The sequence below is a fragment of the Paraburkholderia sp. BR10141 genome, from assembly GCF_056155635.1.
In genome coordinates this window covers 1-25,924 of the sequence record NZ_JBMIQH010000042.1, presented here as the reverse complement: position 1 = coordinate 25,924, position 25,924 = coordinate 1, and the positions used below count along the sequence as shown (strand labels likewise).

Sequence of the window (25,924 nt, the reverse complement as noted above, 5' to 3'; positions counted from 1 at the left end):
GATGTCCCACTCCGCCGACATCCCCGCGACCTTCGACCGCTATGTGATCGAGCGCGTACTCGGGCGCGGCGCAATGGGCGTAGTGTATCTGGCGTTCGACCCGCGCATCGAGCGCAAGGTGGCGCTCAAGACTATTCAGCGGCCTGCGGGCGGCGAAGCGGATCACGAACTCACCGCGCGCTTTCTGAACGAAGCGCGCGCCGCGGGACGTCTCGCCCATCCGCACATCGTTGCGGTGTACGACTATGGCGAAACGGGCGGCACCGCCTTCATCACGATGGAATATGTGCGCGGCGAAACCCTCGCTGCGCATCTCGCGCAGCACGCGCGCGTCGGCACGCAGATGAATCCGCTGGCCGCCCTGCGCTGGTTCGCGCAGTTGCTCGACGCACTCGACTACGCGCACGGCGCAGGCATCGTTCACCGCGACGTCAAGCCCGCCAATCTGCTGATCTCGCCACGCGGCGAATGCAAGGTCGCGGACTTCGGCATCGCGCAGCTCGACACGTCCAGGCTCACGCAAACCGGCACGCTGCTCGGCACGCCGAGCTATATGTCGCCGGAGCAGTTCACCGGCGACGCTGTCGACGCACGCTCCGATCTCTTTAGCGCGGCAGTCGTGCTCTATGAAATGCTCACCGGCATATGCCCGTTCACGGGAACGGCGGGCGCCGTGATGCACAAGATTCTCGATGAGATGCCGCCTCCCCCTTCGGCGCTCGTGCCCGGCCTGCCTGCCTACGTTGACGAACTGGTGATGAAGGGCATGGAGAAGCGCCCGCAAGGGCGCTACGCCGGTGCGCGCGAATGGCGCGATGCGCTGCTCGCGGCACTCGCTGCCGATGTCCATGAGGATGCCGAACGAACCGTGCTTGTGCAGGCGGCCCTCGAAGCGCCACTCCCCACGCCGCCAACGCAGACCCAGCTCGACCCCGAACTCGTCGCGCATCTGGAGAAGCGCCTGGCGAGCCATGTCGGGCCCGTGGCGTCGCTGCTGGTACGGCGAGCGTGCGTAGGGGCGACGAACATCGATACGCTGCGCGAACGCCTGAGCGCCCACTTGCCCAACGACGATGCGCGACGCGACTTCGATTCGCTATTGATTCCGGTAGGCGCGGGCGCGCCCCGCACGATCGGCCCGCAGACAGTCAGCGCCGAAAGCGTGAACGAAGCCGCCTCGCGCCTCTCGACGCTGCTGGGCCCCATCGCCCGTATCGTGGCGCGCCGCGCCGCCGATCGCGCCACCGATCTGCGCACTTTCCACACGCAACTGCTCGACGCGGTGCCGGAGCCGCACCGCGAAACGCTGCGTCGCGAATGGGATGTGGACAGCAACTAGCGTGCGATGTCGTACGCTTCGAGCAGGTCCAGGAACAAGCTCGGATCGAGCGCACCCTCGTGCCGATGCATCGCACTGTCTTCCTGAGTCCACCACAGGCTGGCGCCCTCGCACGATGCCAGTGTGACTGGCTGCTCGTGCAGCGTAGCAAGTTTCGACTCGAACGCCGTGAGCGAAAACGAAGGCGCCAGCGTCGAGAGGGCAAGCGCACATGCCTCGACGTGCCAGCGCGAATCGACGGCACGCGCTGCGCCTTCGATTTGCCGCGCGATCACGAATGGAAAATAGCGCCCCACGGCGTCGATGCCTGGCATGAGCACGCCGGTGCACGCGTAGTCGTCGATCACGGAGGGCGGAGCCGAAAAGCGCCACACGGGCATCTCCAGATAGCGCTCGAGCCAGCCTCCGGCATGGCGTTCGCGCGCGGCCAGCAGACCGCGTTGCAACCACGCGTCCCAACGGCCGACGAAAGCCGCGGAAAGGCCGCGTCCGACGAAATCGCCATGCGTGCGGACCTTGCCGTAAAAACCGGCGTCGATTCGAGATGCTGCGTTCATAGCGAGGCCGGGCAACGAAAGCCAGTGAGCACGCCCGCGCGCAACGGATTCTCCACGCTGCCGGCAACGAGCGCGAGCTTGACCTTGCCGTCGTCGAACGTCGCATTGAAATGATCGGCCTGTCCAGCCTGCTCGATACGCGCGGTGTCGAGCAGATGGAACAGCGCCCAGGGTCCGTCCGCGCGAGGCGGCGTCGTCATCGCGGGATCGAGTTCGACATGCGCCTGCCCCGTGCCCTTCCCGCTCGGCCACTGGAAGGCGGCGGTGGCGTTGGGCGCATCGCTCGTCGCGCTCAGTTGGGTGCCGTCGACATCGAGCACGAAGCGCTTCAGCGAAGGATCGAGCGAAACCACCTTCGCCGAGAAATGCACGGACACGTCGTGGCCGCCGTCGCGAAACAAAGCATCCCGCAACGTCGCCGCACGCTGGAACGCCACCGGCACGTCGTCGGACATGCCGAGGGCTTTCGCTTCGGGCCGCCACTTCCACACCGCGCCGGACGTATCCACCCGATTCTGCAGATTCTTCTGGAAGAACGCGTCGATCAAGCCGCCGGGCGCCAGCACGCGCGCGAAGTCGTCGGGCGCGGCGTCGCGCGTCGAAGTCCTCACGAGCGGGTAACGGCCGTCGAGCGCCTGCTTGCACGCGGGCGCGACGGTCGTGGCCCAAAGCGTTTGCAATTGCGCGCGCTGGCCCTGGATCTGCACGGTATCGGCGTCGCCCGCTACGCCTTGCAGCACCGCCGCGAGCGGCGCGGGCGCGTTCTGCGAGAGCAGCTTCAGGCGGTCGAGCGGGCCCGTGGCGGGCGGCGGCAGCGACTGCCTGCGCGCCGTGTCTTCCGCCTGCAGGGTCGCTGCGGCGTCCTTGAGCGCGTTGATGTATTCGTCCAGCGCCGCGCCGGCTAGATCGTGCAGCGCCTGAAAATGCGTATCGACGGGTGTCGGCGCGGCAGGCTGCTCCGCTCCCGCGCCGATGCGCTTTTCGAGCGCGTCGAGCTTGCCGGGCGCGGCGGCAGGCGGCGTGAAGGTCGTTTCACGCGCGACGGCCTGAATCAGCGCGCGCAACGGCGAAGTCGCCGAGCCGAGCAGGTTCGCGATGCGCGCGCCCTGATCCGGCGCGCTGAACGGCACGACGGCGATATCGGCAAGCAGCGCGTCCCACTGGCGCATCGCCTCCTCGCTGTAGAGCCGCGTGAGCGCCGCGCGCAATGCGTCGGTGCTTTGCGCATCCGTATGCGTCTGGCCCGCGCCGAGCACCCAGTCGTCCTTCGACAGATTGGCGAGCGCCTCTTCGCGCAAGCGCACGAACGCGTCGAAGCCCGCACGCGTATAGGCGCCCTCTATGCCTTGCGTGAGCGGCGCGCCGCTCCGTCTCACGAACACGATCTGCCCGCTCGGCCCCGCCGCTTTCGCCACGGTGAAATCCGGCAGGCGCAGCTGCGCGAGTTGCTGATCGATACGGCCGTTCAGGCGCTGCGCGAGCGGCACGCGATTGAGCACGGCGCGCGCCTGCGCGATGAGGTTCTGATCGAGCGGCAAGTTCGAATCGAACTCGCCACGCCGGAACAGCGCCTGCAAATGCTGCTCGATGTCCGCGCGCTGCGCGTCGCTCGCATCTTTCATCGAACCCGTTCGCCAGGTACGCAGCGCCCAGACCTGCAGCGCGTCCGGGTCGAAATGCGTCGGGTCGCCCAGCATCAGGTACGCGCGCAGGGCTTCATAGAGCGTGGCCGGGTCTTCCGTGTTGCCGCGGCGAAGCTCGTCCTCCATGCGTTGCACGACGATCGGCAGCAAGGTCTGCCGCAGCAGGCGCTGATACAGGCGCTGCGCTTCCAGGCCGAGCTTCCGGCGCTGATCGAGACCCAGGCCCGCCCACCACGGCGTGTCACGCGAAGCACGCTCCGCTTCGCCGCCGGGCAAATCGCGCGCGGCGTCGAGCAGCGGCAGGACCGCAAGCGGACTGTCGCCCGCACTGGTTTTCTTCGCAAGCTCGGCGAGCGCCGCGATCTGCTGACGGCTTTCATCGACGAAGCGGCGATTTGCGCGATCGCTCGCGATCAGGACGATCAGTCCAGCCGCCAGCAACCCGGCGATGCCTGCGATTGCGGCCTGCTGAAAGCGCGTGCGCCTCCGCACCGCGCGCGGGTCGCTCCCCGCGATGCCCTGTTCGGCGAAGATCACGTCGCGCAGCAGCCGCTTGACGAAATACGCGCGGCCGCTCGAGGCGTCCGCCATCACGACCTCGCGGCTCAAGCCGAGCGATGCGGCCATCGCGCTCATCATGCGGTCGAGTGGACGTCCGCTCTGCGTGCCGCTCGTGAAGTACACGCCGCGCAGCGACGGCGCGCGTGCGAAACGAGACTCGCCGAATGCCTCTTCGAGAAACCGCCGCAACGCGCGCTCGATGCCCGCGAACTGCTGCGGGAAGGCATAGATCAGCGCGCGCCGCCGCGGGTCGGTTTCCTGCTGCATGCGTTGCAGCACGCGGCCTTGCAGTTGCGCGTGCAGCAAGCCGAACTCTTCGGAGAACCGCGCGAGCGGCGCACTGCCTTCGCCCGCCTCGTTCTCCGATGCGAGCGGAAACGTCATACCCCACACCTGCTCGCGCTCGTCGCGCCCAAAGTCGTCGAAATACTCGGAGAAGCCTGCAAGCATGTCGGTTTTCGTCACGACGACATACACCGGCAGATGCACACCGAGTTGCTGGTTCAGTTCGGAAAGGCGCTCGCGGATTGCGGCGGCATAGGTGGCGCGCGCGGCGTCGGACTGTTGCAGCAGATCGGCGGCCGAAACCACGGCCATCACGCCGTCGAGCGGACGGCGCGGCCGGTACTTGCGCAGCAGCCCGAGAAAGCCGAGCCATGCGCCGCGATCGGCCTGCTCGTGGCTGTCCTGCGTGGTGAAGCGGCCGGCAGTGTCGAGCAGCACGGCGTGGTCCGTGAACCACCAGTCGCAGTTGCGTGTGCCGCCCACGCCGCCCACCGCCTGCGCGCCGAGCCGGTCCGCGAGCGGGAAGCGCAGCCCCGAATGCGCGAGTGCGGTCGTCTTGCCCGCGCCCGGCGCGCCGACGAAGAGATACCACGGCAAGTCGTAGAGCGATTCGTGGCGGGGCGCGAGCCACGCGAACATGCGCCGTATGCCGCGCGCACCGCCTGCTGGTGCGCGCGACTCGCGCAGTGTCTTCAGCGCCGCTTCGAAGCGCGTGCGCAATGCCGCGACGTCGGCGTCGGCGGACTTGCGCGCGGGGTCCGGTGCGTGTTTCGCGGGGTCGAGCGCATCAGCAACGAGGCGCTGCACGAACGTCGAACTGGCGATGCGTGTCTTTGCAAACCGGACGCCCCAATATAGCGCCCAGCACGCGAGGATGAGCGCAATCACGCTCCAGCGCCTGGCGCTGCTCTCGAACGGCGCCGTGCCGTTGAACGCCACGAGCGGCCCTTCGAACCAGACCAGCGCACAAAGCGCGAGTACACCCGCAAACGTGACGACAGCGGGCCTTTTGAACCCCTGGATCCACTTCATGGCGCGGCTCCCGGGGCAAGAATGGCGATCGTCACGCGGCGGTTGCGCGCGCGGCCCGTCGCGGTATCGTTCGATGCGACCGGCTCGGTATCGCCGCGGCCTTCGGCGCTCACGCGCGCAGGGTCCGCGAGATGCGCGGCGAGAATCGCGCGCACCGTCTCCGCGCGCGCCTGCGAGAGTGCGACGTTCGAGGGAAAGCGCGCCGACACGATGCGCTGATCGTCCGTGTGCCCGATCACGACGACATTGCCCGGCTTGTCCGCCAGCGCCTCGCCGATGCGCTGCACGAGCGGCACAAAATGCGGGTCGAGTTCGGCACTCCCGGATGCGAAGATTTGCGTGCCTTCGGCGCTGTTGTTGATGGTCACGGTTGTGCGGTCCCCCGATTCGCCCACCGTGACCAACCCTTGCGCGATCTCCGGCGCGAGAAAGCCATCGAGCGCCGACGCGAATTTCGGCGCGGCCTGCATCTTTGCCGCGAGTACGGGCGCAGGCGCCACGCGAATGCCGCGCATCGCCTCGAACACCGGGTCGGAGAACGCGTTGATGCGCAGCCCGAGCACGAGGCTCGTCGCCATCAACACGAGGGCCGCCAGCGCCAGCGCGACCCACAGCGGCACGAAACCCAGCGTGCGTTCGCGCGCGTGCTCCGCGGGTTGCCAGTGCGGCGACAGCGCGCGCTCGACCGGGCCGCGTTGCGCGCGGATCATCTGTTCAAGGCGTTCGCGAATCTCGTCGAGCTGCCGCTTGCCGCCTTCCATGAGCCGGTAGCGCCCGTCGAAGCCAAGCGCGAGCATCACATAGATCAGTTCGAGCAGGTCGATATCGGCAGCGGGGGTTTGCGCGAGCCGCTGCAACATGACGAAAAGCCGCTCGCCGCCGGAGGCCTCGTTGTGAAACGTCACGAGCAGGCTCCTGCGGCCCCAGACCCCTGCACCCCACGGCGTCGCCGCAATGGCCTCGTCGATGAAGGTGCACAGGCAATAGCGTGCCGGGCCGAGCTGCGTGTCGGGCACGCCGAACGCTCGGCCGTCGGCCTCGAAGCGACGCACCATCTGGATCAGTTGCGCGCGCAGCGCGTCGAGATCCGGATGGCTCGGCAGGCGGCGCAGCGGGAGCGCGAGTTCCAGCAGCGGATTGGCCGCCCGCAGCAGCGGGTTGCGCCCGGCGGCCGAGGCATCGAGCGGCGTGAGTGCCGGCTCGGCGGCTTGCGGCTTGGGCTGCGGCGTGGCCTGCGCTTGGGCGCCGCCTGTGCGTTCGCGCTTGCGCCCCGGCATCGGCATGCGGATCGTGCGCGCCGCGTCGAGATAGTCCGCGTCGTCGAGCGGCGCGTTTGTGCTATCGGTCATGGAAAGAGGTCCTCCACGCATGACTTCAATGACGGATGGCCCAGAGTTCCATCGTGAGCCCGGGAAACTCGCCCGCCACGTGCAGCGCCATGCCCGCCGAAGCGGCAAGCGTTGCCCACGCTTCGTCGTGGTCGTCGAGTTCGAAATAGCTGTAGCCCGCGTGGAACGGCAACTGGCGCGGCGCGACCGCCAGCGCGCGCAACGCGATGCCAGGCAGCTGCAGGTTCACGAGATCGCGGATCTTTTCGATGCTGCCGATCTTCACCTGGCTTGTGAACGCGGAAATCAGCGTGCCGGCCGGCACCTGCGCCCGCACCGCGAGGACGAAGGTCGCGCCGGCAAAGAGCGTGCGGTCCGCAACGCGCGCCACCCGCAATCCATACTTGCGTTCTTCGAGCGCAATCGCCACGACCTGTGGATCGGCGACGCGCGACAGCGCCAGCCGCAGCGCATCGATCACGGGTTCGAAGGTCTCCTTCAGCCGGTCGTGCCGGTATGCTGCGAACGTCGGTGGCCGCCGCCCAGTCTGGCTGAACGTAGCAAGCTCGCCCGCCAGCGCGATGCACGACTGATAGAACGCTTCGGGATGCAAACCATCCATGGCATTGAAGTGAGTGACGAGCGGCTGCGCGCGATTGACGATCTGCAGCAGCAGGAAATCGGCGATTTCGGCCATACCCGCGCCGTCGGGCTGGGCGAGACGTCCGGCGAGCGCTTCGCCGCGCTGCTGAAGCAGGCCGCCCAGCTCGGTCGAGAAGCGCGCGAGGCGCCCCGCCACGCGATAGTCGAGGCACGGCGCGCAATAGTCGTCGTCGAGCACGACGCGGCCGTCGCTGCGGCGCTCGATCACGTGCGCCACGCCCGCGCATGCATGCGCGTTGGCAACCTCGGGCGCGAGCGCGAGGCGCAGGCGCAGCTTGCCGATCTGCAGCAACGTGCTGGGCGCGTCGGCGTCGTTGCTGTCGTGCACTTCGAAGTCCCCCGCGCCGTAACGCGCGAGGTCGTCGCCGCCCGATTCGGACGCGCCGGCGCGGCGAACCGGCAGCGCGAGCATGACGGTCACGTTCGCGGCGTTTTCCGGGATGTCGAGCGGCTCGGGCAGATCGTCGTCTGCGGGCAGGTTGAACGGCGTGCCGTCGGGCAACACGCCTGCCGCCGCGCGCAACGCCAGTTTGCCGAGCTTGAGCAGCGCCTCGTCGATCTCCAGCGTCGTAAAGCCCCAGCCATAGGCGCGCAGGCCTTCCACGCGGCCCGCGAGCAGCGCATCGACGTGCCGGTCGTGCTGCTGGAGATGCTGCGGCTGAAGGAACATGCCCTCCGACCAGATGACTTTGTTGTTCCAGTACATGCTGTGACTCAATCCTTGGGAAATTGCAACGCGTCGAGCTGCGCCTGATAGGCCCGGCCGAACGGTTCGCCGAAGCGCTGCTGGAAATCGTCGCCCGCGTCGCGCGACACGTGCTCCCACGTCTTCACGAAGCGCAGCCACAGGCGCGCCCGGCGATTGCCGACGAGCGCCTCGAGGCCGGAGGGCGCGTCGAGCGAGCCCTCGATCGCGTCTGGGTCGAGGCGCGCCATGGCGTCGTCGAACGCGGCGCGCATGCCGGCGACGAGTGCGAGTTCGTGCGCCTGGATATCGCGGTACGCGGCGCGCAAGGCTTCGTCCGGCGCGAGATAGCCGCGACCGCGCGCGCCGAGCATTTGCGTCAAGGCGCGGTCTGCGTCGGGAAAGAATTTGAGCGGGTTGTTGTCGCGCGCCTCGATCATCGTCATCGCCATGCGGGCCTCGCGGCGCGCCATCGCGCGCGAGCGCAGCACGCTCATCGTGCCCTGCGTGGCTTCGCGCAACAGCGCGCCGGCGAGGCGCGCGACGTCCGGCGCGCTCAGGTGGGCGACATCGGTGGACGCGATGCCGAGACCCTCCAGCAGTGCGTCCAGCACTGCCGAATCGTCCGCGCGAGGGGCTGCGGGGCGGGTCTCCGGTGCCGCCGCGCGCGCCGCGTCCAACCGGTGCGCCGGTATGGCAGTCACGGCTTTTTCTGGCGAGACGTGCTCGAAACTGCGTGACGGCGCGGCCGGTTCGCGCTCCGCCGGCGCGGGGGCGTCGCGTAACGGGTCGGCGGAGCCCAGCACGTCCATTAGCGCCTGATTCGCTTCGCCGCCGAAATGGCCCGGTTCGCGCAGTAATGGCGTCGCGGCGAGCGGGTCGGGCGTGAACGGCGTTTCGTCGCGCACAGGCTGCGGCGCAGCGCAAGCGCGGGGCGCGTCCCAGTCGTCGGGGATGAGCGGCGCGCTCGGCGGCGCCTCGAACTCCGGCGTGCCCGGCAGGCTCGCTGCGGGTAGCCGCGCAGGCGGCGTGGCTTGCGTCATCAGCGTTTGATCGAATGGCGCCCGGCTTTCCTCGTCCTTTTCGATGGAAACCGCAAGCGTATAAGCGCCAATCCGGATCTGGTCGCCATCGGACAACACGGCCTCGTGCGCGCCGTTCAGCGCCTCGCCATTCAGCAGTGTCGGATTGCTTCCGGCATCGATTAGCACATAGATGCCGTCACGGCGCTCGATGCTCGCCTGCATGCGCGAAATACCGCGCTGCGCGTCGCTCAGCACCAGCGTGCTCTCCGGCGCGCGGCCAATCGTTGCGCGATCGTCGATCTCCATCGTGCGTGGCGCGGCGTGCTCACCGGCTTCGCCGCCCTCAACGGTCAGCGTCAATCTCACGGAGCCTCCTGATTGCGAATCTTGCTCGTGCCGTCGTCGGCGTCGCGGGGCGGCGTTGGCGGCGCGGGGGCCACGGAAAGCGACACCGGCGGCACGCCCGGGCCGAGCGGAATCGGGAAGCTCGACATCTCGATCGTTTCCGGACCGATGAGGATGTACGACGCCCCCGCACGCAGCGCGATGGTTGCGCTCGCCTCGATTTCCACCGCCGCGCCCGCCTTGATGTGCACGGCTGCGCCCGCGTCGAGCGAATACACCTCGCCCACGAACTGCTCGTGCGTCGTCATGCTGGCGGCCGAGACGGGGCCAACCACGCGCGACGTGCTGCTGCCCAGTACCGAATCGTTACGTGCGCCGCGCGTCTCGCGAAACTCCTCGCCGCCGATGCACAGATGCCGTTCGCCGGTGACGTTCATCAGCGCGTCGTGCTTGACCCACGTTTCGTGATCGCGCTCGGCGTGAAAGAACATTTGTTCGCCGCCCTTGCGGTCGTCGAGGCGGACTTCGTTGTAGCCATTGCCGCCCTTCGTCGACTGACTCTTGAGCGTGGACACCGCGCTTTGCGCGGGCAGGTCGTACGGCGGCATGTTGGTCGAGTTGTAGACCGCGCCGACGATCACTGGCCGGTCGGGATCGCCTTCGATGAAATCCACCAGCACCTCCTGGCCGATGCGCGGCAGGCACATCGCCCCCCAGCGCCGGTTCGCCCAGCCCTGCGCCACGCGCACCCAGCAGCGATCGAGCCGATCCGCGCCGCCTGCCTGCGAAAGCTGCTCCCAATGGAACTGCACTTTCACGCGCCCGTATTTGTCTGTGAGAATCTCTTCGCCCGGCGGGCCGATCACGACCGCCGTCTGCGGGCCCGCAGTGTGAGGAACGGGCGTGATGCGCGCAGAACGGAACGTGTTGTCGCTGCGAATCGCAGTGAAACGGCAATCGAACATCGGCTGTGTGGGGTCGCTCGTGGATACATAGGCATCCGATACGATTTCGGCCTGATTCTCGATCACGAGATACTGACGGTTCTGCGCGCCACCCGGATGATCGCGCAGCCGGAACAAGCCGCCCGCTGCGATGCCGCGTGAGGTGGCGCGCCCTTCCATCGCGTCGTTCTGCGTTTGATGGATCTCCACGTTGATGCGCGCGAGGCGCTCGCCGTCGCCCGCTTTCAGATGCCCGCTCAGATGTTCCTGCATCAAATAACGCGGCGGATCGTAGGGTGCGCTGCGTGTCGCGCGCGAAACGAGCCCTTCGCTGTTGCTCACCGAGGCCTTTTCGAAGTCGTAGTCGTTGACTTCGTAGCGCCCCGTTTCGAGCGTCGCGCCCGCATGCCAGCGGTAGACGCATTCTTCGTCGGGTTCCGGCGTGTCCCAGCCCTGAAACGGCACCGACTCATAGTGCGCGATGGGCCGATGCTCCGCGCCGGAATCGGCCAGCACGAGCGTATGCTTGCCGCCTGCGTGCTCGAAGAAGTAATGCATGCCTTCGCGCTCCATGAGGCGGCTCACGAAGTCGAAATCCGTTTCGCGGTATTGCACGCAATGGTCGAGCGCCGGGTAGCTCGCCGTACATGCGTTGCGAAAGTCGATGTCGCACGACTCCAGCACTTGCGCAACGATTTGCGGTGCCGTGCGCTGATGAAAGAAGCGCCGGTGCGAGGCGCGCGTGAGCAGCCACAGGCGCGGATGCACGACCGCCTCATAGCGCGCCATGCGGTTTTTCGTGGTGTCGCCGGGTGCGAGCAGACGCAGCGTCGTGACGATGCCGTTGAACTCGCGCGACCCGCCCGCTGGATAATCGAGCGTCACAGAAAGGTTCTGCCCGAGCACCGCGCCCGGGTCGATATCGTTGTGAAGGCTCAGGAACGCGATCTCGAAGCGGCTCAGACGTCCCAGCGCCTCGCTCGCCGACATGCGCAGAAACACTACGTCGTCGCCGAGCGCCGCACAGGTCATACGCACATGGCGACTAGTCGAAGGCATAGCTGAACTCCTCGTCCTCGACGCTCACATGCACACGCGCAAGCGTCTTTCCGTCCATCACGCGCGAAAGGAACGCCGTGCTGATGTGCGGCAGCACGCTGTTGGTGAGGATCGCGTCGATCATGCGGCCGCCGCTTTCCATGCGCGTGCAACGCTGTGCGATCTGCGTCACCACGGTCTCGTCATAGGTGAACGGCACGCCGTGCGTGAGCGTCACACGTTCGGCCACGCGGCCGAGTTGCAGCCGGATGATGGCGCTCAGCATCTCATTGGAGAGCGGGTAATACGGAATGGTCACCATGCGTCCGAGCAACGCGGCCGGGAAAGTCTCCAGCAATTGCGTGTGGAGCTCGCGTTCAATCACCTCCATCGGTGGGCTCGTTCGTGGATCGCGGCACAACTGCGCAATGCATTCGGTGCCCGCATTGGTCGTGAGCAGAATGAGCGTATTGCGGAAATCGATGGAACGGCCTTCGCTGTCGTCCATCCGGCCTTTGTCGAAGACCTGGAAAAACAGCTCGTGCACGTCGGGATGCGCCTTCTCCACTTCGTCGAGCAGCACGACGCTGTGCGGCCGCCGGCGCACCGCTTCGGTCAGCACGCCGCCTTCGCCGAAGCCCACGTAGCCCGGCGGCGCGCCCTTGAGCAGCGACACCGTGTGCGCTTCCTGATACTCGCTCATGTTGATGGCAATGAGGTTTTGCTCGCCGCCATAGAGTGCCTCGGCAAGCGCGAGCGCCGTCTCGGTCTTGCCCACGCCCGAGGTGCCCGCGAGCAGAAACACGCCAACCGGCTTATTCGGATCGTCGAGGCCTGCGCGCGAAGTCTGCACGCGCCGCGCGATCATTTGCGTGGCATGCTGCTGGCCGATGATGCGGCGGTCGAGCACCTCGTTCAGCCGCAATACATTGCCGATCTCGTTCTTCAGCATGTTGAGCACGGGCACGCCGGTCCAGTCCTGCACGACCGCGGCCACGGCATGACGGTCCACGCCCGGCAGCACGAGCGGCGCGTCGCCCTGATGCTCGGCGAGCTGCGCCTGGCGTTCGCGCAACGCGGCAAGATCGGCGTCCGGGGCGCCTTCCCGCAGCGCCTGGCGGCGCGCGAGGATGTCTTCGACCATCTCGCGCTCCACCTTCCAGCGCGCGTGCAGATCGGCAAGGCGCGCGGTCTCGGTTTGCAATGCCGCCGCCGCGGCTTCGCGACGTGTCGCCGTATCGACGCCGATCGCCGCCTCGCGCTCGATCACCTCCAGCTCCGTGTTGAGCGCATCGATGCGCCGTTGCGCGTCGTCGACGGCCGGCGGCGTGGCGTGCTGGCTCACCGCAACGCGTGCGCACGCGGTATCGAGCAGGCTCACCGACTTGTCCGGCAACTGCCGTGCGGGCAGATAGCGATGCGAGAGCTTCACCGCCGCCTCGATCGCCTCGTCGAGCACCTGCACGCCGTGATGCGTTTCCAGCGCGGCAGCGAGTCCCCGCATCATCGTCACGGCACGAGCCTCCTCGGGCTCGTGGACCTGCACGACCTGAAAGCGCCGCGTGAGCGCCGGATCTTTCTCGATGTGCCTGCGGTACTCCGACCACGTCGTTGCTGCGATGGTGCGCACACTCCCGCGTGCAAGCGCGGGCTTGAGCAGATTCGCCGCGTCGCCGGTGCCCGCCGCGCCGCCCGCGCCGATCAGCGTGTGCGCCTCGTCGATGAAGAGGATGATGGGATGGAACGCCGCTTGCACGGCTTCCAGCACCTGACGCAACCGCGCTTCGAATTCGCCTTTCACGCCCGCTCCGGCCTGCAGCAGTGCGACGTCGAGCGCCCGCAGGCTCACGTCGCGCAGCGCGGGCGGCACGTCGCCCGCCGCGATGCGCAGTGCGAGGCCTTCGACCACGGCCGTCTTGCCCACGCCCGCCTCGCCGGTGAGGATCGGATTGTTCTGCCTGCGCCGCATGAGGATGTCGACGACCTGGCGAATCTCCGCATCGCGGCCCACCACGGGATCGAGCCGGCCTTCACGCGCCTGGACCGTGAGATCGACGGTGAAGCGCTGCAAGGCGTCGTCGGTGCGATGCGGCGTGTCGGGCTCCTGCGTCACGACAGGCGCCTGCGTCGATGCTTCCGGCGAACCGTCGAGCACATCGGCGAAGTTGGCAACGAGGTCATCCAGCTTCACGCGATCGAACTCGCGCGAAATACCGCGCAATGCGTTGCGCAGCACGGGCGTCTGCAACACGCCGACGAGCACATGCGCGCTGCGCACCTTCTGCGCGTCGAAGAGCAGCGAAGCATAGACCCAGCCGCGCTCCACGGCCTCTTCCAGCTGCGATGAAATATCGCTGACCGAGGCCGCCCCGCGCGGCAGTCGGTCGAGCGCATCGGTCAGATCGCGCGCGAGCGCCGCGGGTTCGATGCGGGCGTGCCCGATGACGCGGTGCAGATCCGAATCGGGCAACTGCAGCATCTGATGCAGCCAGTGCGCAAGCTCGACATACGCATTGCCGCGCAATCGGCAGAACGTGGTCGCACTCTCCATCGCGCCGAAGCTGAGCGTATCGAGTTTGCCGAACATGACGGCGCGGCTGATGTCTGCCATTGCACTAGTCCTTTGCATGAGATGGGATCAACGGACGAAGCTCGAGTTGCGTCGCGTCGGCCGTGGCGGCGCGCGCGTGCAGCCAGGTCGTGTAGCCGAGGCGCTGCTTGCGCCCCAATGCGAGACGCGGCACCTCTGCGCGCCGCAATTGCAGGTTCACGTCCCATTCGAATGGGTCGCGCAGGTATAGACGCACCCAGTCGGCGAGCCGCGCGAGGCTCGTACCGCCCGGCAGGAAGCGCTCGTAATCGCTCAGCGAAAGCGGTCCGAGCACGACGCGGAACTTGTGCTGCCGATCGAACACGCGGCCCCCAAGCATCGTGCCGACACCCATGAGGGCGTTTTCATCGCGCGCGCCGAGGTGCGTCAGCGCAGCTGCGGGCAGCTTCATCCAGTGCCCCACGTTCTGCACGACTTCCACTGGCAAGCCAAAAAAGCGCGACAGCACGATCCGCAAACCCGCTGCGTGGCGCGTGGGCCCCGCGAGCAGCCCCGCGAAATGCAGCTTGGCGAAATCGGGGACGCTGTCGCGGTTGCGCAGCGCCGCTTCGTTGAGCCCGAACACGGTGCCCACGTATGCGGAGAATCGATCGTTGTCGTCGCGATCGAGACTGACCACCGGCTGCGCCGTGGCCCACGCGCGATAGAACAACGAGGCCATGCGGTGATGAAACACGTCGAGAAAGCGCGCGAAAGTCGGATCGCCCGCGTTACGCGCGCAATGACGCACGTATTCGGTCAGATGCGTGGGCATCGGGCCATTCGGGCCGAGCAGACCGAAGAAGTTCACGGCGAGCTTCGGCGCGGCGTCCTGCTTGCTGGCGAAATGGCGTAACGCAGTCGGAAAGAAGATCAATTCGGGTTCCTGACCGAATCGCACTGCGTCGTCACGCGGGCGCAGCGAAGCGCCCACGCGCGGCAACCCGCTATGCGCACATTCCACCAGCCGCACGGCCTGAAAGAAGTCGAAGCGGTTCGCCTCGGCAGAGAAGCGCTCGAATAGCATCACAGCGTCCGGCATTGCCCGCTCCCCGGCGCCCAGCGCATGATTTCACCGCGTGTGGTCGAAGACACGCAGGTTTCCGTAAACGAATTCATCGACACGTATTGCTCGAAGAAGCGCGCGAGCACCGCGCCGAACAGAAACGCGCTCGCACCTTCGAAACCGCTCTCGTCGAGCAGCACATCGAGCGCGAGGCCGCGGCCGAACACGATCGGCCCGCGCGACGGCAAGCGGCGCGTGACTGCGCGCGAGCCGATGGAGCGCAGACCTTCGATCTGCCGCGCGGCCGCGCCGTCGCCTTCGGGCGCGTAGAGCGCGAGCAAGTCGCGCATGGCGCGCGCGCCGCTCCCGTCCGCGTCGTCCACGAGCGACGCATAGTTGAGCGACAGGTGACTCAAGAGACGCCACGCCACCGGCCCTTGCGCATAGGACGGCAATGGGCGGCTCGGCCCGGCGACACAGCGCACGCCCGCTACCGGCGCTTCCAGCTCCAGGGTGAAGTCGGTTTCGCCGCGCCCGAGCGGCAACGTCAGCGTGAGGTCGCGGTTGGTGCACAGCACGCTCACGCCGAGTTGATGCAGATCGCCGGGATACGGCGCTTCGTGCGTATCCACCAGGGCGATCCAGGTTTCGCTGCCCGAATACGACGAACGCGTGCCGCGCTCCTGCTCGCGGGCGGATGGCAGACGTTTCTCGCGCCGCACCTGATAAAACGCCGTGTCGGGTTCGCCTGCGCCCAGATCGCGCATTCGGTAGAACGGCTGAAATTCGATCGGCGCACCGCCGCCCGAGCGATGGCCCGTCACGCTTTGCACGCGATAGACCTCGAAGTCGCGCGGACGCGTGCGGTCCGCCACCACATGATGTTCGAACTGCTCACCCGTCACCGCGATGCGATCGGCGCGGCGCGCAAAGAGATTGATGGCGGGCGTGCAATGCAGCGCGAAGTTTTCGTGGTCGACCCGTTGTTCGAGTGTGGTATCGCCCTTCGAAAGCAGTACCACAAGCTCGATTTCGTCGCTTTCGCAACGAGCGAAATGCGAGCGCAATCCATCGATGCCGATGAACATGAAGCGCTGGGAAAATGCGAAATACTCTTGCAGCAGCCGATAGCCGGGAAACGATTGATCGCTCACGGGCAGCAGGGCTTCTTCGTCGGAGAAGCCGAGCGGGCGCAGCGACGAAGGCGACAGCACGCCACCGGATGTCGCGATGCCAAGCGTCGAGCCGACCAGCAGTTCATAAAGTTTCGCCGCCGCGCCGTCGCTGCCGCGCAGGTAGATGGGCAGATGATCGATCGTCAGATCGCCGATGGTGCGCTCGCCGAGCGCGCGCAACTTGAGGCGCAAGCCTGCCTTCACGCCGCGCGGCACGGCGGCGACGCCGGGCAGCGCGCCGGTGTGAGTGAAAAGCCGCGCCTCCACCAGTTCGAGCGGAGACAAAGTCAGCGCGTGCGCCGTGCGGAACTCGCAGCGCGTCGCACGTTCGCCGTCGAACCGACCCTGCAGGGCCGTACCGCGTGGCACGGCAACGCCGTCCGCCAGTGCGGGGTGAGTCTTGTCGGGCTGCAGTTGCACGACCGTCATCGCGGGCGTCGGCGCGAGATAGTGCGGATACACCAGTTCGGCGAGATGCTGCGTGAAGCGCGGAAACTCTGCATCGATTTTCATCTGCACGCGCGCGGCCAGAAAGCCGAACCCTTCGAGCAAACGTTCCACATAGGGATCGGCGCAGTCGAAACCTTCGAGGCCCAGCCGTCCCGCGATCTTCGGAAACGCCTTGGCGAACTCGCCACCCATCTCGCGAACGTGCTGCAATTCGCGGCTGTAGTACTGGAGGAAGTCGGGGTTCATCTGGGCGTCACCTCTTCGTACACGTTTGCCTTGCCGGCTTCCAGATCGAGTTCCGTGCGCAAATAAAGCCGCTCGGGTACAGGGTGCGCATGGAGATCGCCTTCGACGATGAACGCCAGCGCGTTGTGTGCGATATCCACCCCACCGGACTCAATGGCGCGCACGCGCAGGGTGCCGCGCACGATGCGCGGCTCGAATGCGCCGATCGCCTCGGCAATCAGTCGTTCGATCCGACTCAGTTCCACGTCCGACGCGCTCTTGCCCGCCAGCTCCGCGAACCCGAAGTTGAGCACCGAGTCGGCCACGCACGGATAGCGCGCGATCTCCTGGGCCGACGCGATGCCCCGCGCATTGAGGAGCCAACCGATATCGCGCATGACGCTCAGGCGCTGCGCGCGCGCCGAGCTGGCGCGATGCTCGCGGACTTCGCTCGTGGCTTCGGGCGCGTGGTCGGTCAGCCGCTCCAGCAGCGAGGGCTGCACACGCTCCGCGTTTCTCGTGCGCATGTCCGCTTACGCCGTTGCGCTGGCCGGAATGTTCCACTTGCACTCGACTACGCCGCCGAGCGCCGAGCCAGTGGTCGGATCCTGCTGCTGGTAGGTCACGTGGAATTTCTCGAAGTTGAGCGTCACCGTTTCGGTGAAGCGGTCTTCGCCGTCCGATCCGCCTGTCGCGTAGTTCGTGACGAGCACTTTTTCCAGATCGATCGTGTAGTACTCCAACGGTTTGGTGCCGCCCGCCTTGCGCACGGTGAGTTTTCCGGTGGGGAAGTGCTTGCCCGTCACGCAGGCGGTCATGATGGCCGGCGTGGCGTGGTCCGTGTACTTGGTGATCGAGAGATCGTGCACATCGACCTTGCCGCCGCCACCGCCCGTGCCGAGGTGCATCGTGCCGGACTGGTCCATGCTCCAGCTCCACGAGAGCACGTCGATTTCGTCCTTGTGAGTCTGATCCAGCGACTCGCCCGTGACCGTGCCAAGTTTCAGAAAAATATCGACTGCCATTTGGATTCCTTATTGATCAGGTTCGTACAGGTTTGAAAAACCGCCGCGGCTCAAGCCGCTTTGGTCGACGGCAGCCGGGAAACGAGCCGCAACGAGACGGTCAGGCCTTCGAGCTGATAATGCGGACGCAGGTAGAACTTCGACGTGTAGTAGCCCGGATTGCCCTCCACTTCCTCGACCACGACTTCCGCGGCCGCGAGCGGCCGGCGCGACTTGGTCTCTTCCGACGAGTTGGCCGGGTCGCCGTCCACATACTGAAGAATCCAGTCCTGCAACCAGCGCTGCATGTCGTCCTTCTCCTTGAAGCTGCCGAGCTTGTCGCGCGCAATGCACTTGAGGTAGTGCGCGAAACGGCTGCAGGCGAACAGATAAGGCAGGCGCGCGGCGAGGTTGGCGTTCGCCGTGGCGTCCGGGTCTTCGTATTCGATCGGCTTGTTGAGCGACTGCGCGCCGATGAATGCCGCAATATCCGAATTCTTCTTGTGGACGAGCGGCATGAAACCGTTCTTCGCCAGTTCGGCTTCGCGGCGGTCGCTGATGGCGATTTCCGTCGGGCACTTCATGTCGACGCCGCCGTCGTCGGTCGGAAACGCGTGGACCGGCAGATCCTCCACCACCCCGCCCGACTCGATGCCGCGAATGCGCGAGCACCATCCCCACGTCTTGAACGAGCGATTGATGTTCACGGCCATCGCGTAGGCCGCATTGGCCCACGCGTATTTCGACGCGTCCGCGCCCGCGGTGTCTTCCTCGAAATCGAATTCGTCCACGGGGCTCGTTTTCGCGCCATAGGGCGTGCGCGCGAGAAAGCGCGGCATGGCGAGGCCGATATAGCGCGAGTCTTCGGAATCGCGCAGCGAGCGCCATGCGGCGTGCTCGGGCGTCTGGAAGATCTTCGTGAGATCGCGCGGATTCGCCAGCTCCTGCCACGAGTCCATCAGCATGACGGCGGGGTCCGCGCCCGCAATGAACGGCGCGTGCGCGGCAGCGGAAATCTTGCCCATCTGCGTGAGGAAATCGACGTCGGGGCCGCTGTTGTCGAAGTAGTAATCGGCCACCAATGCGCCGTAAGGCTCACCGCCGAACTGGCCGTATTCTTCCTCGTAAAGCCGCTTGAAGAGCGGGCTCTGGTCCCACGCCACGCCCTTATACTTGCGCAGCGACCGGTGCAGGTCGGCCTTCGAAATGTTCATCACGCGCAGTTTGAGGCTCTCGTCGCTCTCGGTGTTGGTGACGAGGTAGTGGAGCCCCCGCCACGCGCTTTCGAGCTGCTGGAACGGCGCTGCATGCAGGATGACGTTGATCTGCGCGCTCAGCTTTTCGTCGATGCGCGCGATCAGCGCTTCGATGGTCGCGAGCGCATCGTCGGACACGCGGTGCGTGTCGAGCAGCGCCTGCTCCGCGAGCGTGCGCACGGCGCTTTCCACCGCTTCGCGCGCTTTCTCCGTGCGCGGGCGGAACGCCTTCTGCAAGAGCTGTTGAAACTCGCCGGATGGGCTCGCCGCGTCGGCTTCCTGCCTTTCCGGCTGCGCGAACGCGGTTGGATCGAGTTGAGTGTCTGCCATCTTGGGTCCTTTATTCGGAGTCGGGCTCGCCCTGGGGGTTCGGCGCGGCGGCAAGCGCATTCATCAGCGCAGGGTCTTCGAGCAAGCGGGCGACGAGCTTTTCCGCGTCGGTCTTGCCGTCCATATAGGTCAGCAGGTTCTGCAACTGGCTGCGCGTTTCGAGCAGCCTCGCGAGCGGCTCGACGTTGCGCGCGATCGCGGCGGGCTCGAAGTCGTCCATGCTCGCGAAAGTCATGTCCACGCCGATCTTGCCCTCGCCGGTCAACGTGTTGTCGACCTGCATCGCCACACGCGGCTTCATGGAGCGCAGCCGTTCGTCGAAGTTGTCGATGTCGATCTCCAGAAACTTACGTTCCGCAACGGACGGCAGCGCTTCCTGCGGCTGCCCCGAGAGATCGGACAGCACGCCCATCACGAAAGGCAAGTTGACCTTCCTTTCCGAGCCGTACACTTCCACGTCGTACTCGATCTGCACGCGCGGCGCCCGATTGCGCGCAATGAACTTCTGACTGCTCTCCTTGGCCATTTGACCGTTCTCCTGGTTGAACTGCGTTGCAGTGCGGCTTAGATCATTCCGCCGGCATTTCGACGGCAGCGGTACCGATCACCTGGGTAAGTTGCGCGAGTCCTTCCGGCGCGAGGTCCTTCAAAAGATCGACAAAGGACTTCTCGACGAGGCCGCGCGCCCTTTCGAGCAGCAACGGCACCGGGCTCGCAGGTTCGTGTTGCGCGTACCAGGCGCAGATCCGCTGCAGCGTGGCGGCCACGTCGGCGCGGCTGCCTATCGTGCTGGATGATGCGGTGCCGGTGGCGGCTGCTGGCGACGCGACACCGGGCTCGTCCGCTTGATGCATTTGCGCCTCGCCCGGGTGCACGCCCGTCGCGAGCAGCGACGATGCGCGCTCCAGCAACGCCTTCAACGAAGCAAAATCGAGCGATTGGGTAGCGCCTACGCGTTCGGCAAGCGTCGCTTCGATTGCGCGGACGCTGGCGTACGCGGCATCGAACGCCCTCTTCGCGCTGCGCGCGGCATCGGGCGACACGGCGATCGACGCTTCGATTGCCGTGAGGCTCATCATCGTGTGCCCTTCTGGCGCGACGGCTTCGCCATTCGCATACGACCACTCGCGCAGCGTGACCGGAGAACGGCCTTGCAGCAGCGGGCTATCCATGAGACCGGCGAGCACGCCGCCGGCCGCCGTCCACGCGGCAAGCGCGTTGATGCGGGCCGTCGCGTCGTCGCCGTCGCTGGCGTCGAGTTGCGGGTGCACGTGCTCCCAATGGCGCTCCAGCAGCGCGGCGGTCAAGACGAGGCCGTCCGCGAGACCGGTAATGCCCTCGCGAACCCAGCGCGCTCGCGCTAGATGCATCACCACGCGAAGGTCTCGCGTGCGGGCCATCAATGCGGTGCCAAGCGCATCGGCGGCTTCCCAGTCGGGCGCAACGGCGGCCACGAGCGTGTCTCCGTACTCGGCTTCGGGACGTCCGCTGACCGCTTCCTCGAGTTCGCGAAATTGCGCGTCATATTCGAGGTCCGGGCCGCACGGCTGCGCTTGCGTGAGAGGTTCGAGCCACTCGGTCCAGTCCTGATGCGTGATGAATTCGATGATCATGGCGCTTTGACTGTTTTAAATTCGCATTCCGAATTAATTGCGGTGTCTCTTTCCAGAGAGACCGTTCTATGATCTGTCTTTTTACTTATAAAAGATGTAAGTCGCGATATAGGGCGAGCTACCCGTCTCGTGCTCGACTGTGCACGGCGCGGCCGGCTTCACACCGCCCACCGTCCTGACCCGCTGCACGTAGCGCACGGCTGCGAGCATGCCCGGTGATCCGGCGGAGTGCGCCTCGAGCAGCAGTTGCGGCACGCTGCCGGGCGTCCCGCTGGGTTCCTGCGCGACGACCTTTCCCTCGATGCGGCTGCCATCGTGCGCCTGCCACGACGGGCCGGCCGAATGCTCGATCACCTCGGCGCCGTGCGCGTCGTAGAGCGTGGCGCGCGGCTGCCGGAACACCCAGTCGAGCGTGTGATCCGCACCGTACTCGCAGGCGTAGATCTGCACCCCCGCTGCGGTCGTTTTCAGGAACGGCTGTACGCCCGGCACATCGATCGATTCGGCTTGCGCGGAAGCCCCACTCATCATCGAAATCAGCCCAGCCCCAATCGCAATATGCTTCCCGCGTGAGAGGTGATTCATGGAGAAGCTCCTTTAGCCCAGCGGGTCGATCCAGTTCGATCCGCTCTTCCACAACAGCCCGGCGAGGAGAACTATTCCATTTGTTTTTTGCAGCCTGTCGCCGTGCATGAGAGGGAATATCTGGAAACGTTCAGCTGTTATGGCTGCATCCCGAATTGCACAAAGGTGAGCCATGAAAGCCCGCATGACGATCTCCAATCTTGCTGTGCCCGTCGAACGGATCAAACCCATTGGCGGACGCTCTTCCACTGCCACCGCCGGTCATCAATTCGACCTGACGTTTCGCGCTGAGGTCAAGGCGCCCATGCTCGGCAAGCTCATGGCCGATGACATCGAATGCCCCCAACTGGAGTGGAACGAGTGCATCGAATGGTTCAGGTTCGACACCGTGATGCAGCAATGGGAGTTCGAAGGCAAAGTCGAGAGAAACATGTATGCGCACAATCGGGAGTCGAATACCTTCAGGAACTGGCACAAGTCGCGCTATACGATCGCGACCGATGTGACCAATCATCCGCCCGCTGCGCTCATGGCCATGAAGCGCGAGGAGGATGCAAAGAAGTGGATCGCGCGCAATGGCTTCAGCTGGAATCTCCACATACGGGATGTTCCCCAAATGGGCGTCCTTGGCGGGTCGGGCGGCGGGGGTGGCTTGAGCCTCGTCACCGGGGATACGCGTCGCCGCGTCATCTATTTCGATCTGGGCTTCAAGGGGCAGCGGGAGCGCGCACGGCTAGTACAGATCCTGGAGACAAAGCAGGGTCGGCTCACGATTCATCACCTGATTCGCGGCGACATCGAGAAGAAGACCGTGGATGAACTCTCGAATCTCGAGCGTTGGCGCTTTCAGTTGCGCACGAGTCACGGTTAATGCCCTTCGGGCTCCGCGTTCTTTCAGGCGTTAGCCTTCCGTGGGAGCAGTGCCGGCTTTCTTGGGGGTGGTGCGGGTAAAAACTGAATACCAGCGGTGTTCATCTTTCGTCTTCCAGTTTTTCGGAGTGGGCACGCCCTTATCGTCTTTGTCCTTCGTGTAGACATCGAGCCACGCCTGCACGAATCCCAGAAGGTGTTTCTCGTACGGACGAGATATCTCGTACACGCCGGCGTTCGGGTCGAAAAAATAGAGCGTGCCTCCCCGGCTCTTGTAAAACGCAACGGCGTGCCCGGGACCACCGGCCTCTTGCTTCAAATCGAGCACGATTGCATTGCCCTTGGGCAACTGCTCCGCGGCTCCGGCAATCGTGGCGTCGTCCAAGCGCTCGGCTACGAAACTCTCCTGGGGGCGGCTTGTGCCAACATTCTGCGCGACATGCTTTACCTTGCGCGTTTTTTCTTCTGGCGTATATCCGCCCGGATCGAGCTCGAGTTCAGCGACCAACCGGTCAGTGGTCTTGTAGCGGTTGTAAGTTTCCTGATTCTTCGCGCCCTCCAGCATGGTCGCTTCGTTGCGCGCCGCGCTCTTTCTGCCGCGTGGTTGCCCGGGTTCCTTGCCGATGAGTTTCCCCAGCGTGGAATCCGTGGGCGGGGAGATGCCGTTGCGAATGCGCGAAAGGGGATTGAGTGGATTTGAAAAATGCTTGACGGCCGAATTGCGCAGGGGACCATCAGGACGAAGCAGCCCGTTCGAGGTCGACAACTTCTCCTTGACCCAATTCAACACGACGCCCATGCACGCCCCGCCATCCATATCTGTCCCGTAGGTCTGCCTGACCTGACGATATGAATCGGCCTGAACGAATTTGTATTCGCGGTGAGCGTGCTTGTTCAGCGCGCTGAAATCCCTTGCCATGTCGAGTCCTTTCGGGCGATTGCCGACAATAGAGCAATGTGAAGCGACCTGTCTTCAATAACAGGTCACTTCCGGGATTATTCCGTGCGGGCGCGCGTGGCGGTACCTTCTGTGCGGCGTCGTGACGGCCAGCCATACTCGGCCGCCTGCCAGGCAAGCAGGCCTGGCAAATAGAACATCAGATCGCGCACGCGTCTTGCGCCCGCGAGCGCAAGGCATGTCGGCGCATCGAACCCCAGCAGTCCGCCAATCACGACGAAGCCGCCCTCCTGCACACCAAGGCCGGCCGGCACCAGAAACGCGATGCTGCTCAGCATCTGGATCAGGGCCTCGATCACGAACGCCTGCACGAAGGTCGCGTCGGTGCCGAGCACGCGCAACGCGATCCAGATTTCGAGCGCGTAACCGAGGCATTGCAGCGTCTGCCAGACGAGCACGTAGCGTACGATCACGCCGGTCTGCCGCCAGATCAGCTTGAGAGATAAATCGACGCGCGCGGACTTGCCCACGAGATCGACGACCTTGCCGCTCGTCACGCGGTTGAGCGTGCGTGCCGCGCGCTCGAACGGCCGAGCGTGCTGCACGAGTGCGAACAGCACCAGCAGCGGGATGAAGCCCGCGAGGCCCCATGCGAGCCGCCCCACGATCCGCGCGGTGTCGGAAGAGGAATGTTCGAGCAGGTAGCCGGCTGCGAGCAACGCAAAGAGCACCTGGCTGATCAGCGTGAGTTGCATGTCGGCGATGAGGCTCGCCACCGCCGTGGCCGGCCGTACGCCCGCACGGCCAAGCAGCCGGAACGAGACGAGTTCCCCGCCCACGCGCGCCACCGGCAGCAAGCCGTTGATCGATTCGCGGATCCACACGAGTTTGAGCATCGTCGCGAACGACGGCCGCTGCGCCGCGCGAATCAGGCTGCGCCAGTCCCATGCATTCGCGCACATCGGCATGATATGCACGGCCGCCGCCAGCACGAGGCCCATGCCCGCCCCGCGCAACAGTTGCAGCACCGCTGCGGGATGCTCGCGCCATACGAGCCACACGGCGATCGCAAGACCGACCAGGGCGGCGATACGTCCCATGTGCTTCATCTGCGGGTGCTCTCTAGTGGATGCTCCCGTCTCATTGTGCCCCCCATCTACTGTGACGCTCAGGTCTCGTGGACTGGCGAAAGCATGCCATTCCTGTCGACGCGAAAGCGCGTGCCGCGCCAAACGACGCCAGACGAACAAAAGCTCGCGACATAGATCGCGAACTGGACCATTTCCCAAAGGGGTAAGCATAACAGTCCGCTGGACTTGTCGCCGGTCGCGCGATCGGTCCGCCAGATCAGCCACGCGCGCGCGCACAGCGCCACGGCAGCCAATATCCACGCGGGCGCCGCGCCGCCGGACAAGGCCACGGCAAGCATGGCGAGCGCGAACGGATGCATCAGCACGGCGCCCAGATGCCCCGAGCGGTCCGCCGCGCGAACAGTGCGGCTCCAGCGCAATTCGTGCGCAAAGAGCTTGGCGAACGTATTCTCCACACACGCGTGCCGCACGAGAATGGGCGGGATGGACACTTCCGCACCGGCGCGGCGCACGGCTTCACCGATCGCGTGGTCTTCGGCGAGGTGATGCGCGAATTGCGCCAGACCGCCAATGCGGTCGAGCATTTCACGCGTCATGGCGATGGACTGGCCAAAGCACGGCCGCGCGCGCCCGATGGCGAGCCCCGTGACGACGCCGGGCAAGAAATGATAGTTGGTCAAGGCCGACGCGACGCGCGGCCAGAATCCGGGCGCGCACAGGCCCCGATAAACCGCGCTCACGAGGCCGACGCCCGGTTGCTGCAGCGCCCCGACCACCTGGCGCAGATAGTTCTTGTCGACGAGCACGTCGCTATCGGCGAAGCACAGCACGTCGTGCTCGGCCTGTTCGAGCATGTTCACGAGATTCGCGATTTTGCGGTTGGGACCGTATAGGCGCGAATCGGCGACGACCGTGATGTGCGCATCGGGATAACGTGTGCGTAGCCGCTCGATCGCATTGAGCGCTTCGTCACGCGCGTCGTGAACACCGAACAGATACTGGACTTCTCCAGGATAGTCCTGCTCGAAAAAGCTGGCGAGGTGCTCCTCGAGGTGCCATTCGTCGCCGTGCAGCGGCTTGGCGAGCGTGATGGCCGGGAAGTGCTGCGGCGTCGCCACCTCGCGCGCGAAGAAACGACCGACCAGCGCGCTCGCCGTGCAGGTATAGATAATGCCGACCACGGCGCAAAGACCGCTTAGGACCGCGAGCGATTCGAAGAGCAGGTGCGAAAAGCCAGGCAATTCGGCACGCATGACTTCGATTGCAGCAGAAGCGACCGCAAGCACCGTCACGGCCATCGCAACGATGGCGCCGGTTCGCCCCGTCGCATGCGAGCGGTCCATCATGCCTCGTGTGCGCGCAGGAAGCGGAAGAACTCCACGCCTT

The 25,924-nt window shown here is 65.7% G+C and carries 20 protein-coding genes; 2 read left to right on the top strand and 18 right to left on the bottom strand.

Going from position 1 to position 25,924, the window contains the following annotated elements; translation table 11 throughout:
- Position 1 precedes the first annotated feature (1 nt).
- A complete protein-coding gene (locus tag ACOJB8_RS35440) occupies positions 2 to 1,339 on the top strand; it encodes a serine/threonine-protein kinase (protein WP_368617311.1) in 1,338 nt (445 codons plus the stop codon).
- On the opposite strand, the gene tagF is transcribed toward ACOJB8_RS35440, so the two are convergent.
- From tagF to ACOJB8_RS35365, 15 genes are all read right to left on the bottom strand, one after another.
- Complete coding sequence (gene tagF / locus ACOJB8_RS35435) at positions 1,336 to 1,896, bottom strand: type VI secretion system-associated protein TagF (RefSeq protein ID WP_368617310.1); 561 nt, start codon at positions 1,894 to 1,896, stop codon at positions 1,336 to 1,338. The genes ACOJB8_RS35440 and tagF overlap by 4 nt on opposite strands.
- Positions 1,893 to 5,417 (bottom strand): type VI secretion system membrane subunit TssM, encoded by a 3,525-nt coding sequence (tssM, locus tag ACOJB8_RS35430; RefSeq protein WP_475016832.1) that lies wholly within the window; start codon positions 5,415 to 5,417, stop codon positions 1,893 to 1,895. The genes tagF and tssM overlap by 4 nt, the downstream gene beginning before the upstream one ends.
- A complete protein-coding gene (gene tssL / locus ACOJB8_RS35425) occupies positions 5,414 to 6,766 on the bottom strand; it encodes a type VI secretion system protein TssL, long form (protein WP_475016831.1) in 1,353 nt (450 codons plus the stop codon). Before tssL ends, tssM begins: the two co-directional genes overlap by 4 nt.
- Before the next feature lie 25 nt (positions 6,767 to 6,791).
- Positions 6,792 to 8,114 (bottom strand): type VI secretion system baseplate subunit TssK, encoded by a 1,323-nt coding sequence (tssK, locus tag ACOJB8_RS35420; protein ID WP_475016830.1) that lies wholly within the window; start codon positions 8,112 to 8,114, stop codon positions 6,792 to 6,794.
- A gap of 8 nt (positions 8,115 to 8,122) precedes the next feature.
- A complete protein-coding gene (gene tagH, locus ACOJB8_RS35415) occupies positions 8,123 to 9,484 on the bottom strand; it encodes a type VI secretion system-associated FHA domain protein TagH (protein WP_368617306.1) in 1,362 nt (453 codons plus the stop codon).
- Positions 9,481 to 11,466: a type VI secretion system Vgr family protein gene (locus ACOJB8_RS35410; RefSeq protein WP_368617305.1), complete on the bottom strand. Its 1,986-nt coding sequence runs from the start codon at positions 11,464 to 11,466 to the stop codon at positions 9,481 to 9,483. Before ACOJB8_RS35410 ends, tagH begins: the two co-directional genes overlap by 4 nt.
- Positions 11,453 to 14,056: a type VI secretion system ATPase TssH gene (tssH, locus tag ACOJB8_RS35405; RefSeq protein ID WP_368617304.1), complete on the bottom strand. Its 2,604-nt coding sequence runs from the start codon at positions 14,054 to 14,056 to the stop codon at positions 11,453 to 11,455. The genes ACOJB8_RS35410 and tssH overlap by 14 nt, the downstream gene beginning before the upstream one ends.
- A gap of 4 nt (positions 14,057 to 14,060) precedes the next feature.
- Positions 14,061 to 15,077 (bottom strand): type VI secretion system baseplate subunit TssG, encoded by a 1,017-nt coding sequence (gene tssG, locus ACOJB8_RS35400; protein ID WP_368617303.1) that lies wholly within the window; start codon positions 15,075 to 15,077, stop codon positions 14,061 to 14,063.
- Positions 15,062 to 16,912, bottom strand: a complete 1,851-nt coding sequence (gene tssF / locus ACOJB8_RS35395; protein ID WP_368617302.1) for a type VI secretion system baseplate subunit TssF — start codon at positions 16,910 to 16,912, stop codon at positions 15,062 to 15,064. Before tssF ends, tssG begins: the two co-directional genes overlap by 16 nt.
- Positions 16,909 to 17,418, bottom strand: coding sequence for a type VI secretion system baseplate subunit TssE (gene tssE, locus ACOJB8_RS35390; RefSeq protein ID WP_069268865.1), 510 nt, complete (start codon positions 17,416 to 17,418; stop codon positions 16,909 to 16,911). Before tssE ends, tssF begins: the two co-directional genes overlap by 4 nt.
- Before the next feature lie 6 nt (positions 17,419 to 17,424).
- Positions 17,425 to 17,916, bottom strand: a complete 492-nt coding sequence (locus ACOJB8_RS35385; RefSeq protein ID WP_069268864.1) for an Hcp family type VI secretion system effector — start codon at positions 17,914 to 17,916, stop codon at positions 17,425 to 17,427.
- A 50-nt stretch (positions 17,917 to 17,966) separates the two neighbouring features.
- Positions 17,967 to 19,481, bottom strand: coding sequence for a type VI secretion system contractile sheath large subunit (tssC, locus tag ACOJB8_RS35380; RefSeq protein ID WP_368617301.1), 1,515 nt, complete (start codon positions 19,479 to 19,481; stop codon positions 17,967 to 17,969).
- A gap of 10 nt (positions 19,482 to 19,491) precedes the next feature.
- Complete coding sequence (gene tssB, locus ACOJB8_RS35375) at positions 19,492 to 20,007, bottom strand: type VI secretion system contractile sheath small subunit (RefSeq protein ID WP_368606368.1); 516 nt, start codon at positions 20,005 to 20,007, stop codon at positions 19,492 to 19,494.
- 43 nt (positions 20,008 to 20,050) lie between these two features.
- Positions 20,051 to 21,094 carry a type VI secretion system protein TssA gene (gene tssA / locus ACOJB8_RS35370; RefSeq protein ID WP_368617300.1) on the bottom strand — a complete coding sequence of 348 codons (1,044 nt, stop codon included), beginning with the start codon at positions 21,092 to 21,094 and terminating at the stop codon, positions 20,051 to 20,053.
- An 81-nt stretch (positions 21,095 to 21,175) separates the two neighbouring features.
- Positions 21,176 to 21,679, bottom strand: coding sequence for a DUF3455 domain-containing protein (locus ACOJB8_RS35365; RefSeq protein ID WP_368617299.1), 504 nt, complete (start codon positions 21,677 to 21,679; stop codon positions 21,176 to 21,178).
- Between the two features lie 184 nt (positions 21,680 to 21,863).
- On the opposite strand from ACOJB8_RS35365, the gene ACOJB8_RS35360 reads away from it, so the two are divergent.
- Positions 21,864 to 22,550, top strand: coding sequence for a hypothetical protein (locus ACOJB8_RS35360; RefSeq protein WP_368617298.1), 687 nt, complete (start codon positions 21,864 to 21,866; stop codon positions 22,548 to 22,550).
- Between the two features lie 30 nt (positions 22,551 to 22,580).
- On the opposite strand, the gene ACOJB8_RS35355 is transcribed toward ACOJB8_RS35360, so the two are convergent.
- The 3 genes from ACOJB8_RS35355 to hpnI form a co-directional block, all read right to left on the bottom strand.
- Positions 22,581 to 23,468, bottom strand: coding sequence for a YopT-type cysteine protease domain-containing protein (locus ACOJB8_RS35355; RefSeq protein ID WP_368617297.1), 888 nt, complete (start codon positions 23,466 to 23,468; stop codon positions 22,581 to 22,583).
- Between the two features lie 77 nt (positions 23,469 to 23,545).
- Positions 23,546 to 24,556, bottom strand: a complete 1,011-nt coding sequence (locus ACOJB8_RS35350) for a lysylphosphatidylglycerol synthase domain-containing protein (RefSeq protein WP_069268857.1) — start codon at positions 24,554 to 24,556, stop codon at positions 23,546 to 23,548.
- Between the two features lie 59 nt (positions 24,557 to 24,615).
- A complete protein-coding gene (gene hpnI / locus ACOJB8_RS35345; RefSeq protein ID WP_410860537.1) occupies positions 24,616 to 25,881 on the bottom strand; it encodes a bacteriohopanetetrol glucosamine biosynthesis glycosyltransferase HpnI in 1,266 nt (421 codons plus the stop codon).
- Between the last annotated feature and the right edge of the window lie 43 nt (positions 25,882 to 25,924).

What these genes read in the sequence shown, in the direction of transcription:
- ACOJB8_RS35440 (WP_368617311.1), top strand. Translation starts at nt 2, where the DNA reads ATGTCCCACTCCGCCGACATCCCCGCGACCTTCGACCGCTATGTGATC.
- tagF (WP_368617310.1), bottom strand. Translation starts at nt 1,896, where the DNA reads ATGAACGCAGCATCTCGAATCGACGCCGGTTTTTACGGCAAGGTCCGC.
- tssM (WP_475016832.1), bottom strand. Translation starts at nt 5,417, where the DNA reads ATGAAGTGGATCCAGGGGTTCAAAAGGCCCGCTGTCGTCACGTTTGCG.
- tssL (WP_475016831.1), bottom strand. Translation starts at nt 6,766, where the DNA reads ATGACCGATAGCACAAACGCGCCGCTCGACGACGCGGACTATCTCGAC.
- tssK (WP_475016830.1), bottom strand. Translation starts at nt 8,114, where the DNA reads ATGTACTGGAACAACAAAGTCATCTGGTCGGAGGGCATGTTCCTTCAG.
- ACOJB8_RS35410 (WP_368617305.1), bottom strand. Translation starts at nt 11,466, where the DNA reads ATGCCTTCGACTAGTCGCCATGTGCGTATGACCTGTGCGGCGCTCGGC.
- tssH (WP_368617304.1), bottom strand. Translation starts at nt 14,056, where the DNA reads ATGGCAGACATCAGCCGCGCCGTCATGTTCGGCAAACTCGATACGCTC.
- tssG (WP_368617303.1), bottom strand. Translation starts at nt 15,077, where the DNA reads ATGCCGGACGCTGTGATGCTATTCGAGCGCTTCTCTGCCGAGGCGAAC.
- tssF (WP_368617302.1), bottom strand. Translation starts at nt 16,912, where the DNA reads ATGAACCCCGACTTCCTCCAGTACTACAGCCGCGAATTGCAGCACGTT.
- tssE (WP_069268865.1), bottom strand. Translation starts at nt 17,418, where the DNA reads ATGCGCACGAGAAACGCGGAGCGTGTGCAGCCCTCGCTGCTGGAGCGG.
- ACOJB8_RS35385 (WP_069268864.1), bottom strand. Translation starts at nt 17,916, where the DNA reads ATGGCAGTCGATATTTTTCTGAAACTTGGCACGGTCACGGGCGAGTCG.
- tssC (WP_368617301.1), bottom strand. Translation starts at nt 19,481, where the DNA reads ATGGCAGACACTCAACTCGATCCAACCGCGTTCGCGCAGCCGGAAAGG.
- tssB (WP_368606368.1), bottom strand. Translation starts at nt 20,007, where the DNA reads ATGGCCAAGGAGAGCAGTCAGAAGTTCATTGCGCGCAATCGGGCGCCG.
- tssA (WP_368617300.1), bottom strand. Translation starts at nt 21,094, where the DNA reads ATGATCATCGAATTCATCACGCATCAGGACTGGACCGAGTGGCTCGAA.
- ACOJB8_RS35365 (WP_368617299.1), bottom strand. Translation starts at nt 21,679, where the DNA reads ATGAATCACCTCTCACGCGGGAAGCATATTGCGATTGGGGCTGGGCTG.
- ACOJB8_RS35360 (WP_368617298.1), top strand. Translation starts at nt 21,864, where the DNA reads ATGACGATCTCCAATCTTGCTGTGCCCGTCGAACGGATCAAACCCATT.
- ACOJB8_RS35355 (WP_368617297.1), bottom strand. Translation starts at nt 23,468, where the DNA reads ATGGCAAGGGATTTCAGCGCGCTGAACAAGCACGCTCACCGCGAATAC.
- ACOJB8_RS35350 (WP_069268857.1), bottom strand. Translation starts at nt 24,556, where the DNA reads ATGAAGCACATGGGACGTATCGCCGCCCTGGTCGGTCTTGCGATCGCC.
- hpnI (WP_410860537.1), bottom strand. Translation starts at nt 25,881, where the DNA reads ATGGACCGCTCGCATGCGACGGGGCGAACCGGCGCCATCGTTGCGATG.